This is a genomic window from Nocardia altamirensis NBRC 108246, from assembly GCF_001612685.1.
Taxonomy (GTDB): Bacteria; Actinomycetota; Actinomycetes; order Mycobacteriales; family Mycobacteriaceae; genus Nocardia; species Nocardia altamirensis.
In genome coordinates, this window is record NZ_BDAY01000030.1 from 60,002 (window position 1) to 72,872 (window position 12,871).

The 12,871-nt window shown below is 64.4% G+C and carries 13 protein-coding genes; all 13 read left to right on the plus strand.

The window, feature by feature from the left end; translation table 11 throughout:
- The first annotated feature begins 36 nt into the window (after nt 1-36).
- The 13 genes from NA11_RS17670 to NA11_RS17730 all read left to right on the plus strand — a co-directional run bounded on the left by NA11_RS17670 (nt 37) and on the right by NA11_RS17730 (nt 12,830).
- Nucleotides 37-432, plus strand: a complete 396-nt coding sequence (locus NA11_RS17670; protein WP_069163013.1) for a hypothetical protein — start codon at nt 37-39, stop codon at nt 430-432.
- Nucleotides 433-596: 164 nt separating this feature from the next.
- Complete coding sequence (locus NA11_RS17675) at nt 597-1,184, plus strand: phage tail tube protein (protein WP_141717662.1); 588 nt, start codon at nt 597-599, stop codon at nt 1,182-1,184.
- Nucleotides 1,185-1,309: 125 nt separating this feature from the next.
- Nucleotides 1,310-1,600, plus strand: coding sequence for a hypothetical protein (locus NA11_RS17680; protein WP_069163015.1), 291 nt, complete (start codon nt 1,310-1,312; stop codon nt 1,598-1,600).
- Between the two features lie 62 nt (nt 1,601-1,662).
- Nucleotides 1,663-1,977: a DUF5361 domain-containing protein gene (locus NA11_RS17685; protein ID WP_069163016.1), complete on the plus strand. Its 315-nt coding sequence runs from the start codon at nt 1,663-1,665 to the stop codon at nt 1,975-1,977.
- A gap of 161 nt (nt 1,978-2,138) precedes the next feature.
- Nucleotides 2,139-4,532: a hypothetical protein gene (locus NA11_RS17690; protein WP_141717663.1), complete on the plus strand. Its 2,394-nt coding sequence runs from the start codon at nt 2,139-2,141 to the stop codon at nt 4,530-4,532.
- A complete protein-coding gene (locus tag NA11_RS17695; RefSeq protein ID WP_069163018.1) occupies nt 4,529-5,422 on the plus strand; it encodes a phage tail protein in 894 nt (297 codons plus the stop codon). The genes NA11_RS17690 and NA11_RS17695 overlap by 4 nt, the downstream gene beginning before the upstream one ends.
- Nucleotides 5,422-7,041: a Gp37-like protein gene (locus NA11_RS17700; RefSeq protein ID WP_069163019.1), complete on the plus strand. Its 1,620-nt coding sequence runs from the start codon at nt 5,422-5,424 to the stop codon at nt 7,039-7,041. Before NA11_RS17695 ends, NA11_RS17700 begins: the two co-directional genes overlap by 1 nt.
- Before the next feature lie 22 nt (nt 7,042-7,063).
- A complete protein-coding gene (locus NA11_RS17705) occupies nt 7,064-8,104 on the plus strand; it encodes a hypothetical protein (protein WP_069163020.1) in 1,041 nt (346 codons plus the stop codon).
- A 126-nt stretch (nt 8,105-8,230) separates the two neighbouring features.
- Nucleotides 8,231-9,196: a hypothetical protein gene (locus NA11_RS17710; RefSeq protein WP_141717664.1), complete on the plus strand. Its 966-nt coding sequence runs from the start codon at nt 8,231-8,233 to the stop codon at nt 9,194-9,196.
- A 14-nt stretch (nt 9,197-9,210) separates the two neighbouring features.
- The gene (locus NA11_RS17715; RefSeq protein ID WP_141717665.1) at nt 9,211-10,248 is read left to right on the plus strand and encodes a hypothetical protein; all 1,038 of its coding nucleotides are present in this window, start codon (nt 9,211-9,213) and stop codon (nt 10,246-10,248) included.
- 100 nt (nt 10,249-10,348) lie between these two features.
- Nucleotides 10,349-11,635 carry a hypothetical protein gene (locus NA11_RS17720; RefSeq protein WP_069163023.1) on the plus strand — a complete coding sequence of 429 codons (1,287 nt, stop codon included), beginning with the start codon at nt 10,349-10,351 and terminating at the stop codon, nt 11,633-11,635.
- A 241-nt stretch (nt 11,636-11,876) separates the two neighbouring features.
- Nucleotides 11,877-12,323, plus strand: a complete 447-nt coding sequence (locus NA11_RS17725; protein ID WP_141717666.1) for a hypothetical protein — start codon at nt 11,877-11,879, stop codon at nt 12,321-12,323.
- Nucleotides 12,324-12,365: 42 nt separating this feature from the next.
- Nucleotides 12,366-12,830 carry a hypothetical protein gene (locus tag NA11_RS17730; protein WP_141717667.1) on the plus strand — a complete coding sequence of 155 codons (465 nt, stop codon included), beginning with the start codon at nt 12,366-12,368 and terminating at the stop codon, nt 12,828-12,830.
- The last annotated feature ends 41 nt before the right edge of the window (nt 12,831-12,871 follow it).

Sequence of the window (12,871 nt, forward strand, 5' to 3'; positions counted from 1 at the left end):
CAACGCAACTGAATTCCTTGACAAGGAGATATAGCAGTGACACAGCGTGAAATCAGTCTGAAGAAGGATGAAACCCTTCTGGTGAAGTGGATTGCAGAGCCATTCCGGTATGCGCGGTTGGTTCGCGTACCCGGTGACTCCGGCCCCCGCGCTTACATTTTCGATATCCACCCGATAATACAGGAAGGTGGAACGGAATTGAAGCGAGCGGACTTGAGGTTCTACCATCCTAACCTCTATGTCAGCCTCTATTACGGTCCAAGTGACGACCAAAGGGGAGGTCTTAAAGAGATTCGTAGGGATTCCTGGGGCGAGCAGACCGTGAAGCAGCTACTCGCATCGGCGCTCGCCGGCTACCTCGAGGGTTACGAGGTTGTTGATTGGGGCGGTTTTGCGGTCTCCGACGATCGCCCCGCGACCCAAGTCTACTGACCTGCATCATGCGTCACTTCGCACACCCTTGCCTGAACTTCGGCAGGGCGTTGTGCGACATCAAACGTGCGGGGAATAGCCCTCGCCTGACTCCCCCTCATGGGAGCCACAACTGAATACCGAAATCCCATGGGCCTGCGCAACAATCCCAAGGGAGATTCACCATGGCTGTGCCTAACAGCAATTTCATCGGCGCTGGTACTCCGGTGTCCGTCACCGGCGGTGTGCTGGTCGCCAACATCGGCACCACGCTGCCCGCCTCCGCGTCGGAAGCCCTCGACATCACCAAGTTCAAGCCGCTCGGCTACGTCTCCGAGGACGGCATCGAGTCCAAGGGTGAGCGCAAGATCGAGCAGATCAAGGACTGGAACGCCGACATCATCGCCAACCTGCAGACCGAACACTCGGTCCGCTTCGGCCTCACCCTGTACGCGGTGTGGGACGAGGACGTCCTCAACGAGGTGTTCGGCAAGACCAACGTCACGGTCACTCCGGCCAGCGCCACCAGCGGCAAGCTGTACACGGTCAAGGAAACCGGTTCGGTGCTGGAGCGTCGCATGTTCGTGTTCGACATGCTGAGCGAGAAGAAGAAGATGCGCATCGTGCTGCCGAACGCCTCGATCTCGCAGGTCCAGGAGCGCAAGTTCGTGTCCAAGGAACTGGCGGGCTTCAGCATCACCATCGAAGCGTTCAAGGACGGTAGCAACAACAAGGCCTACCGCTACCTCGACGACGGCATCAAGGCCGCCTGATAAAAGCCCCCAACGGCGGCGGGTAACACACCTATGCGCAGGCCCGCCCGCCGCCGTTGGGCCCTTGTCTCTCAATACTTCTCAATTCCTGCGCACATAAACGTCATGAAAGGGTCTGCGAACCAATGACTTCCCCGAAAGCTCCGATCACCTTGAACCGTCCGGTCCAGGTGAAGGACGACTTCGTCTACAAGGTGGACGGCGTCGAACTGCATCTGCCATCGCTGTCGTACCTCAAGCCGGGCCTGATCCGCCGTATTCGTCGCCTCGGCGATGTCGACGCAATGTACACACTGCTCGAGCTGACTCTGTCCGCGGAGTCGCTCGCGGTGCTGGACGATATGGATCCGGACGCCTACCACGAGCTGCTCGACGCATGGCGCACCCACTCCGGAGTCAACCTGGGGGAATCCTAAGCCTCGATGCTCTTCTCGAAGAGCATTGCGAGGCAATCGAATACGACCTGATTACGCTTGGCTTGCGCTTGCATCAGCTCGGCACCGAGGTGCTCGGCTGGCGTGAGCTGAAGGCGATCATCAGATGGCTGCCCACCGAATCCGCGCTGTTTCGCGCGATGAACCCCGAAAGCCATCGCTGGCAACTCGACCAATTCCTCCTCGCCGATATCACCGATTCACTGCGCTGGCTGGTGTGGGCGAAGACCGACGACGCCAGGAATGGGCGCAACCGTCCTGAACTCGTGCCGCGGCCAGGAGTGAAGTCCGATCGCGAGCGCGTCGGCACGGCCACCGGGATCGGCGAGATGAACGAGTTCCTCAACTGGGACGAGTAGCGATTCGCGGGTGTTGATCTGCGCAAGCGGCCGAGAAAGTAGATGCGAATGTGGAGAAACAAATGAGCTCCGATGTGCGGACTCCGCCGGACTCGAGCCGCCCTTCGGCGGCTGATACCAATACTTCTCGGTCCGAGCAGACACGCCCGCCGGTCATGGCGATGCCGGACATTCTTGCCATGGCCAACAGCGGCCAGCCCGCTCCAGGACAACGAGTCACGCTGCCGAGTGGGGCGGTCTGGGAGGGCGGGAAGGTCACCGGGACATCGATCATCACCCTTCCCGGTGACGATCCGATTCTGGTGGCCGGCGATTCCTCGGCGAACGGAATCACCGGCGATTCCGTCCAGATCGGTTCGCTGGCAAAGGCTTTCCACGAAATCCTCGGCGCGGTACCCAGGTTCTTCGCCAACTGGATTTCGGCAGGCGCGCTCAACCGCTACGACCCGGACGCGAAGGGGGCCAAGACTCGGACCCGAGTCGTCCGGGTCAGTTCGAAGGCAACCCTGTCCGGTCTGGCACCTGGTAAGGGCGACAACGACTCCGGCGACGACGTAGTCGACGTTCCCGACTCGGGTATCGACGGCCGGACGCCGCAGCGCTTCGCCAGCGGCGGCATGGTGTACGGGCCTGGCGGGTCGCGGGACGACCGGGTGCTCGCTCGGTTGTCTCCTGGCGAGTTCGTGGTCAACGCCGCGGCGACGTCGAATGCGTTGCCGCTGTTGGCCGCAATCAACGGCGGTTGGGTGCCGTCGCCGTCCTACCTGGGCGGCATGCTGCCCGGCTTCGCGGATGGCGGTCTGGTCGGCGGGGATTCCGCGGCGTCCTGGCGTGACCTGCTTCGCAACCCGATCGCTCCGGCCGGAGCTGACGCGGCCTTCCGGCCGCAGGACTTCGGTTTGTTCGGCTTGGTGGCAGATGCCTTGGGCGGCATCGGAAATGCCGCGATCAACGCGGGTGGCGCCGCCGGTGCCGCGCTGGGTTCGCTGATCGCGCCTGCCTTCGGGCCGGGCGGCATGTTGAGCTCGGCGTTCGGTACTTCAGCTGGTGGCTCGACACAGGAGTCGGCGACTCGCTCGGATCCGGCTGAGGGCGCCGGACTCGATCCGATGGCCGCCGCGATGCGGGTGCGGACCGAAGGCAATCCGGAGGCGCTCGGCTTCGGCCGCGCGTACAAGGCGCCGATCGGCACCATGCCGACCGGCAATCCGGCCCGCCAAGAGGCACTGCGACCCGAGGGCCTCAGTCAGATGGGCTCGTTGTCCGCTGCGCTGGCACAGGGCATCGTCGGTGCGGCCACCGAAGCGGGCGGTCGGGTCGGTGCCGCCTTGGGCACGGCACTCATACCGGCGCTGGGACCTGCGGGTGCCTTGGCGCCCGAGATCGGTGCTCAGCTAGGAAGTTTGATCGGCTCGAAGTTCGGCGGCAGCCTGTCGGCGTCGATGACGTTGAGCGGCCAATCCGGCGGATCCGGTCTCGCTCCGAGCGGACCGACCAGCCTCGGTGACGGAGGAGTCGACACCGAGGGCGGGAATTCGTTCGTGCCGGGACAGCCGGAATCGAACACTGAGACCACCGATACGGGAGCCTCGTATTCCGGCGGCGGGTCGAGCTTCACCTACGGCGGCGGCTCCTCGACGGCCGGGCAATCCCCGGCAAGCTCGTATCTCGTCCGCAACCGCCCGAACACCAACGGACTACCGGCTCAGGCCGGTGGAGCCGCAACTCCCGGCGCGGACTTGGGAGAGTCTGTGCCGCAGGGTGATTCGCCGGTCGATGGTACGCCGTTGGTCGGCGCGCAATCGCTCGCGCTGAGCGACCGGATCTACGACCCGACGAAGGACAGTTTCAAAGACTTCCTCAACGTCGCGGGCGGCAAGCTCGGCGGTGACGCGGCCTCGATGATCGCCCCGCTGCTCGGTGAGAACGGCAACCAGATCATCGAAGCCGGAGCCCAATTCGGCGCCGGGCAAGGCGACGCCCTCGGCGACTTCTACAAGAGCGTCGATCCTGAGGGCAAGTGGTCGTCGAGCATCGCCTCAGTTGTCAAGCAGTACACCGGCATCGACTGGAACCCGACAGGCAAGCAGGGTGAGACGCCGCAGCTGACCCCTGGCGATCAGGTCGGACTCGCTGCTCTGCAAGGTGGCATCAGCGGCCTGCAGCAGCACGGCCTGGTCGGCGGCATCACCGGCGCGATCAAGGGCGCCGCATCGACGGTCGGCAACCTGGCCGGCACCGCCGCTGGAACCTTGCTCGCCCCCGTCCTCGGCCCACTGGCGCCCGTCATCGGCGGGATGCTCGGTTCGATGATCGCAGGCACCGCCGCGGAGGTCGTCACCAAGCCGATCGAATTCGCGGCCAATGCCGCGAAAGAGGAGATCGGCACCGGTTTCGGCCTGACCAACCTCGCCAAAGGTCCGGGCGGTCGCACCGCCCGGGGAGACATCTACAACTTCAACGGCATGGACCCCAAGAGCGCCGCTATCGCGGTGGAACGGGTTCGCCGGCGTCGCACGGTGGCGCAACAACGCGGAGGAGGGCTCGGCCGATGACCCACCAGCTATTGGAAAGCCAGTACACGAAGGTCGTCCTGTGGGACATCAACGGCCGGGTGTGGCATCTGTCCGGCGCGAACGCCGGTCGCGAAGGTGTCCGGCTGTCGAATCAGACCGGTTACATGTTCGCCCCGGTGCAGTTGCTCATCAACGAGGGCGCCCGCCAGGACGGCGCGACCTTCCAGCGGTCGGTGCGTGCGAAGAAGGAATGGGATTTCATCGCCGTGATCTCCCCGGCCGCGAAAAGCACTGGCGCCAACCCGATCCGCGACTTCTACGCGGTGCACGACGCTTGGTTCCGTGGCTGGTCCACCGACAAGCCGTCCACCATCGGGTATTTCACCCGGCACCAGGGCTGGCGGTTCCAGCAAGTGCAGCTCGACAGCGCACCGGAGGCGGTCGGCGAGATCGATCCGGCACGCAATGCGGTTGCGCTGTACAAGATGTCGGCGACGGCGATGGACCCGTTGGAGCGGCACTTCGACGAAACCGCAGTATGGACAAACAGTTTGGCGTTGGGGCAGGGCATGGTGCGGGCACGCAACGCGGCCGATCAGCCTGCCTGGCCGCGATACACGATGAATGGTCCAGGGCGTTGGGCAATTCTGGATCCGACCGGCGGTGCACAACCTCGGATGGTGCAGACACCGAGGATCACGGCGGGCCAGACCTTGCGGATCGATACGCATCCGCGGCACCGCACCGCGCGCTTGTACTCGGGTAACTCGAAGGTCATCGAGAACGTCTGGGGTCAGTTGGCCGGTCGCCGCTGGATGGCCGCGCTGCCGCCATGGAGCACCACCGACATCATCGTTGAGGTCGACGGCGGCACTGTGCAGTCCAGCCTGGTCGTTTCGGTGACACCGCGATCGTCGAGGCCGTTCTGATGACGACGCCGGCATGGGACCCGCAGACAGAAGCTCTGCGAATGGACAAGGCGTACAAGGACGAACAGGAGCAGCTACGCGATCCCGATGTCCTGGTGCGCTATTGGGACAAGTGGATGCAGGAGGTCGGCGAGGAGCACAGTTACCTCTCGCTGGAATTCACCTACCCGCGCAACTCGCCGGGCGGGCTCAAGATGATCTGCCCGCGTGACATGGTCCATTTCGACCACCTCTTCAACAACGCGGACCACGAAGACGCCACCATCCCGATCACCGTGAACACCAAGGGGTTCCGCTGGGACGGCTACATCACCAAGGCCTCGATCGTCCGGGACGAGCACGGCGTCGAAACCGTCGATATCGAAGCAATCCACTGCTGGAACCACATCTCGACGATCTGCTGCTGGGCAAGTCCTTTCGCGCCGATCCTCGCGCAGTTCCCGCGGCACATGATCCAGTTCGGGCCGGTGCGCACCATCATCACCAACTACCTGACGGCGAACCTGATGCGCCTGCAGGCGCCAGGGTGGGTGCCGCCCGACAACGCCGGGGATCCCCGCTGGGGCGATACCGGCAACCTGCTCTTCCCGATTGCCGTCGTCCCGGTGGATCCGTTGCACGACACCAGCAAATGGAGTGCGGCATCGGCGCGCTTCGACATGGCCGACAAGCTGTTCGCGCCCATGCTCGAAGACTCCGGCGTCATGCTGACCGCCAGATTCTTCCTGCCCGATGAGGACGAACAGCCTGCGCCGGAGTGGTTCCACCTGGACCGGCCGACCGTCGTCCTCGAGACGGTGGACAAGTCCGGTGTCACCGGCGCCACCGGCACGCTGCTCGACGGAATCCGTTCCTGGATCGAAGAATTCTCGGGCGACGGCACCACGCCGCACCGGTATCCGAATCTCGACTCGACCACCGAATACGAAGCGGTGTACGGGGAACGGCTCAGCCAGGGCACCTTCCGGAACTTTCCGTGGGTGTGGTACTTCGAAGGCGAATACTCCGGTATCGGGAAGTCCGAGATCGCGCTGCACAAGCCAACCGCCACCGACATCATCATCGGCGGCCGATCACCCGGTTGGGTCAACGCGGGCATCGAACTCGTGATCAAGGGTTTGCTGTCGCTCATCGGTCTCGGCTGGCTGTACCGCGGCCAGCTCAACGACGTATTCCTCGCGTGGAACGTCTACCGCAACATGGAACGAGTGGATCGCGCAGGCCCGTATGCCTTCCGCGAGCTGTATATCTCGGGCAGCGACAAGGCATTCAACCTCGACGGCTTGGTCGCGGCCCGCCAGGGCATGCACCTGACCCGCGGCTACACCAGCAAGCGGGTGACCGTCGAGGACAACGCCCCCTACATCCTCGGCAAGGACTACGGGCTCGGCGATCAGATCGGCTTCGCATTGGACGGCCAGATCTTCACCGACTACGTGACCGAGCTGACCTTCACCGACGATCGCGAGACCGCCGCGAAATGGCACATCGTGGTCGGCGACGGATCCGATGAAGAGGACTCGATCGTCAAGGCATGGCAGCGGCTCGGCCGCGTCGCCGCCGCGATCAAGGATCTGGCTACCGACGTCGGCGCCGATCTCGACCTGCTCATCTTCTGAGCCTTTTCGAAGAGGAGAAACCATGGCGGACATAACCTTTCCCGCCCACATCACCGTCAGGCGGGCACCCGATGTCGACGGATTGCCGGTACTGACCGCGCAGACGACTGTCTCTGCGGAAGTCGCGGGGTTGGAGCTCCCGCCGGGCCCGCTCGGTGAGACCGGCCAGCGGGGTCGGCCCCGCACCACGTTCCGGAAGCGGGGCGAGATCGCCAACGCGGCGGCGCGGCCGACCGGGCTCGGTCCGGAGGATCGCGGTAGCTGGTGGCATCGGCTCGACGACAACGGCATGGACGTGTGGACCGGCACCGAGTGGCGGCATTCACCGGATGCGGTCGGACCTCGTGGGCCGGTCGCCACCCCGACCACCATCACCGTCACCGAGACAAAGCACCGCGAGGACCTGATCGTGCCTGCGGTCGAGTTTGCCGGAACGGGCGCCGAGCAGAAGGTGAAGGTGACCGTGCCTGCCGGCCTGCGCGGTCCGAAGGGGCCTCCTGGCGCCTCCGGGCAGATCACCGAGTCCGGGGACTACGACAAGGCGCGCACCCCCGGTACCGGTGGTGTGTTCGCCTACGACCGGTCCAGCCGGAAGTTTCGCCCGGTGGCCCCGCCCCTCGGCCTCGGCCCCTGGTCGTGGTTTCAGGAGGACTTCATCGCCGAACGGAACGAGAACGTCGGCCGAATCGACGCCGCCACCTTCACCATTCCGCCGCTGCCCTTCCGCTGGCGCCCCGTCGTGTACGGGCACATGTTCACTCGCGCGGATGGCGGCGCCGACACGGCTGCGGAAGGGACTGTGCGCCTGCATCATTCGCAGGGCGAGATCGTGTCCACTTCTATCGCCGCATCAGGCGGCTGGCTGTACATGCCACTGACCCCGTGCTACCGCGACGGCGCCACCTCGAAAGTACTGTCGCCGACCTCCGATTTCGCCACCGTCGCCGCGGGGCAACCCGCGAATCTGGTGGTCGGAGTCGAAAAGGTCGGCTCCGCCGGCGTCAAGATCGGGTTCCATCCCGGTGGCGCGTCCATCGTCGTCTTCGCAGAACCAATCGAGTGAGGTGAAATGTCTACTGTAAGAGAATATTTCGCATCCACGCAGATCCGGGGCATCGATGAGGGCGTCGGTACACCCGGTGTCGTGCAGTCCATGCACGGTACCCCGCGCGATGGTTCCCTGGAATTGATGACCGGCACGCCCGGAAAGCAGGGCTCGCAAGGCGAGCCCGCCCGGCCGTTCCGCTGGGAAGGTGACGTCACCGACCAAGCTGCGCTGTCGGCGATCAGCCCGAAGCTGGGGATGGCGCATGCGGGCAAAGCATGGCGGATCGTGTCCACCGGCGCATTGGTGTACTGGAACGGCACCGGATTCGACGAGTTCGCTGACGCATTCGGCGCCGCAGGCCCCGACGGGCAACCGTGCACGGTCACCATCGGTACGGTCGACACCGGGCCTGTCGGGTCCGACCTTGTGGTCACGGTGACCGGCACCGCGCCTGATCTGACGCTGAATCTCACGATTCCGCGAGGCATGAAAGGAAAGAAGGGTGCAGTCGGCGGCCCAGGGCCGATCCGCAACGCGTCGGACTATGCGGACGGTCCGCACGTAGATCGAGCCGTGCCGACCTGGGACCCGACGGCTGGGAAGTGGAAGCCTCGGCCGTATCCCGGCCTACGCGGACCGTGGACCATCCTCGAGGGCCGTTCCTGGGATGATGGTCCTGGCTTCGTCGCATCGCAAATCGGGATCACGGCTCCTACGAAAAACATTGCGCAGCTGAACATCCCGGCACAGGACGTCGACTGGCGTCCGATGATCACCGGTGGCGTCGTCGTCCGCGCCAACGAGAATTGGGATCAGCTCAACACCCGTATCGATGCCGAAGTACGCATCGGCTCGGTGACCGGCCAGATCGTCGCGCTCGGTTGCGGTTTCGTGACCGGCGCCAGCACCCGCGCCCGATTCCAGCCCTTCTACGGTGTGCGCGGAATGACCCCGGACAGCACTGTCGGTGTCGTCCCCGCGGGACAGCCGGTGACGCTGCATGTGCTGTTGCGGCGAAACAGCATCGACAACTCCAACCCCAACTACGACTACCAGATGGCCGACGCACAGATCGTGTGCATGGCCCGACCTGTGGGGGCACCGTGACCAGCGACAACGCTGTGAGCAGCGAATCGACCGTCGTCTACGAGGACGACATCATGATCACCATGCGCGGGGTCGCCGACTCGATCGGGCTGCCCTACACGGTGAATCCCTTCGACCTGGTCGATCGGGAAGCTCTCATCGAGCTTCGCGAAGGCAGCCAGGGTGCGGCCGGGCCGGAAGGCGACGCGGCGTGGCCGTGGTCGTGGCAGGGCGACATCGCCGATGTGGCCGCCCTGAGCCGCCTGCAGCTCAGCACGGCGGACGCGCGCAAAGCGTGGCGCGTCGTCGCGGACAACTGCATCTACTACTGGACCGGGATGGGATTCATCCTCTTCGACAAGGCCTTTCGCATGGTCGGTCGTCGGGGTGCGCCGAATCTGCTGACCGGAACCGCTGTCGTAGGAGCCACCGGTTCGGCCGCGGCGGCCCGGGTTACCGGGAGCGCGCCTGCCCAGCAGTTGGAGATCACCTTCCCGCGTGGTGCGACCGGCGACGTCGGCGATCCTGGTGTGGCGGGTCGGATCCAGGATGCGTCCGATGTGCTGATCAACGAAGAACGCCCGCTCGGTCAGGACCATGTACTCGCGTGGGACGCTGCCGCGCAAAAATTCCGTCCTATCCCCACCCCGAGGCCGATCGGGCCATGGGTGATCGGTGAGAAGCAGTTCATCGCCGCGCAGAACATCACGGACGAAACGAGAGCCTTTGCCACCATTACGATTCCGGCGCAGCCCAACGCATGGCGCCCGATCGTGGAGGGTGGCGTGATGGTGCAGACGGAACAGCCGACGCGCTGCAATATCGAGGTCCGTATCGGCAGCCCCAAAGGCGACCTTGTCGCGCTCGGCTGGAGTCATTGGGTCGCGCGTTTTCCGTACGTGCTGGTCTCGCCCGGCTTTCAGTATCCGATGAAACCCGGAGCGACCTTCGGCGTGGTACCCGCGAACCAGACGGTCACCCTGTACGTCGTCGCACATCGGGTAGCGGGCAGCGGGGGCTACAACATTCAGTCCAGTTATTCGCATCTTCATGTTCGCGCGCTACCTGTGTAGTCGCCGACCGCACCTCTTGTACGGCTGAACCACGGCCGCTCTCATTTCCGCAAAACGGTATGCCGTCTCCGGCTGCCTGCTGTCCGAAAGGCATTGATCCATGGCCGATCTGCCCCCGTTGAAGTACGGCAAAGTCGTCGGGCGCTTCCTCGCAAACATCATCGACGACGCCGACGGTGGTGACACCCCCGAGTTTCCGGCGTTGACCGGTACGTTGACCTTCACTGCCGACGCACCGAAAGTGCTTGTCCCAGGCGCACAGTTGGGCCCAGCGACCTATGTCCAGCTGCCGAGCCACTACGAATGCCAGCTGGACGAGTGGGGTTTCATCACCTGGCGTGGTCGCCGAGGCGTGCGGCTCGTCGCACCCAACGCTGCCACGAAGCCCTCCGAATGGACCTGGCGAGTCTCGTTCGACCTGTCCTACGAGGGCGAACAGGTTCCGATGGCGCCCTTCAGTTTCACTGTGCCCGAGTATGTTCCGGGTGCCGACCCGCAGAACCCGGATGCAGGCTCGACCGGCCTGGTCGATCTGACCTTGGTCTCGCCGGTGCCCGCCTCTGCTGGCAACGCCATCGTCATGGGACCGCGTGGTGAAGGCATCAAGATCGATGGACAGGTGGGTACCTATGCTCAGCTGCCTGCTGCCCCCGCCGAAGGTGCCCAGTATGTGGTGAAGGCGGACGGGCTGCTCTACGTGTATCACGCGGCGACGGGCGGCTGGTTGCCGAACGGCCAGGGTGTCGTCATCCGTGGTCAGGCGGGTACCACCGACTGGGCGGGTATCACCGGCAAGCCCGCGGCGTTCGCGCCGATCATCGGCGATACCGCGACAACTGCTGTCGCAGGCGACGATCCGCGGTTGACGAACCCGCGCACGCCGACCTCGCACAACCACCCGGCGAATCAGATCACCGATTCGACCGCACTGGGCCGTACCTTGCTCACCGCGCCCAACCCGGCGGCCGCGCGGACGGCGATCGACACGATCGTCAGCACGGATACGCGGTTGTCCGATGCCAGGACCCCCACGCTGGCCGGTCAGGTCTACGACATCGCGTTCAAGTCGCACAGCGGAACTCGTGTCGCCGGTGTGGGCAATGTGATGCCGGAGGGTCTGCGGATCGAACGCAAGGTTGCGGTGAGTTCGGTGACCTATCGAGGGGAAACCGCGGGCACTGGAAACCTTGTCGTCGAACTGCGGGTGAACGGCACCGCGGTTCCCGGCTCGTCAGCGACCATCACCCCGGCGAATCAGATTGGGGATACGACGATTCCGCTCACGCTGACCGTCAACCCCGGCGAGCGGCTCACCGTATTCATCACCACGCTGGACACCGGCGCAGGTAAGGGACTGCAGGCCAGCCTCAAGGGAGTGACCGTCTGATGGCATCGATACGTATGGGCTTGCCGATGTACAACGGGCCGCTGGATGTGAATGAGTTACCCGTTTCGGATGGCTCGGGTACAGCGCCGAAGCCGCCAGAATCGCCTGCCGGTTCCGGCGGGGGCGGTTCAAGCCCAGCGCCGATACCCTCGGAGACGCCTGCCGGCTCCGGTGCAGACGGCACTGGGCCCGCCGCGTCCGAGAAGGCCGCAGACGGCACCTCTTCACCCGTGGTGTAGTGATGACGTTCCTCATTGCGGCAGGTGTAGCCGAATCCGCAGTGCCGATGGGCATGAACAAGAACGGCTCGCAGTCAGTCCCCGGCGACAGCTCGAACGTCAAGCTGACAGGCTGGGTCGTTCGCAGCGGCTACGGGCAGACCGTCATCAGCGCGAACGACGAACTCGTTTCCAGCGGCCCAGGCACGGTGACTGTCAATTGCCGGCTGGAGGTGTCCGGCAATCTCGGCGTCAATGAGAAGCGGAGCTTCGACGTGATGCAGAACGAGACTCCGGTTCAGACGTTCGCCACTACTGCCACGTCGGTGGTCATTCCGGCCAAGACATTGACCCTGGCGCGGGGCGACCGGGTGTGGTTGCGAATGACTGGCTCAACGTTCCTCAACTGGGCCACCACGGTCGCAGGAGGAGCGAACACCTACCTCTCCTTCGACCTCAGCCAGCCGTAGTGCGGGCCGTCGACAACTCGCTCATCTTTTCGGAAGGATCTGATGTCGTTCGTCATTGTTGCTGGGATCTCTGGCTCATTGCCGGCCCGCATGACGAAAAGTGGTACCCAGCCGATGCCGGAAGACGACGAATGGGGCCAAATCACTGGTTGGGTTGCCGACACAGAGGGATACCCCGGCTCTGTCGTCGTCGGAACGAAGAAAGAGGGCCTCAAGGCGCTCAGCGAACAGAAATCCGCCACGGTGACCGCCGCTATTGCCTATACCGGCGCCACTAAGGGCCGTGGTGCCGCCACGAAGCTCCAGGCGCGACTGCGCGTCAATTCGACGATTGTGGCGACCTCGCAACCTCCGATGGACGGCCCAGCGGGCACGTTGTCGGTCAGTGCGACTGTCGATATCGCTGTGGGTGATGTCGTGACAGTGGAAGCGCTCTCCGTGCCTGTCTCGGGTGGAGAGGCGGGCACCGTGTCAGCCAATACAGGAACCTTCGTGCAGATCACCTGATTTGCCCGAACACGCTGCGGCAGAGGCTAATACGTACAACT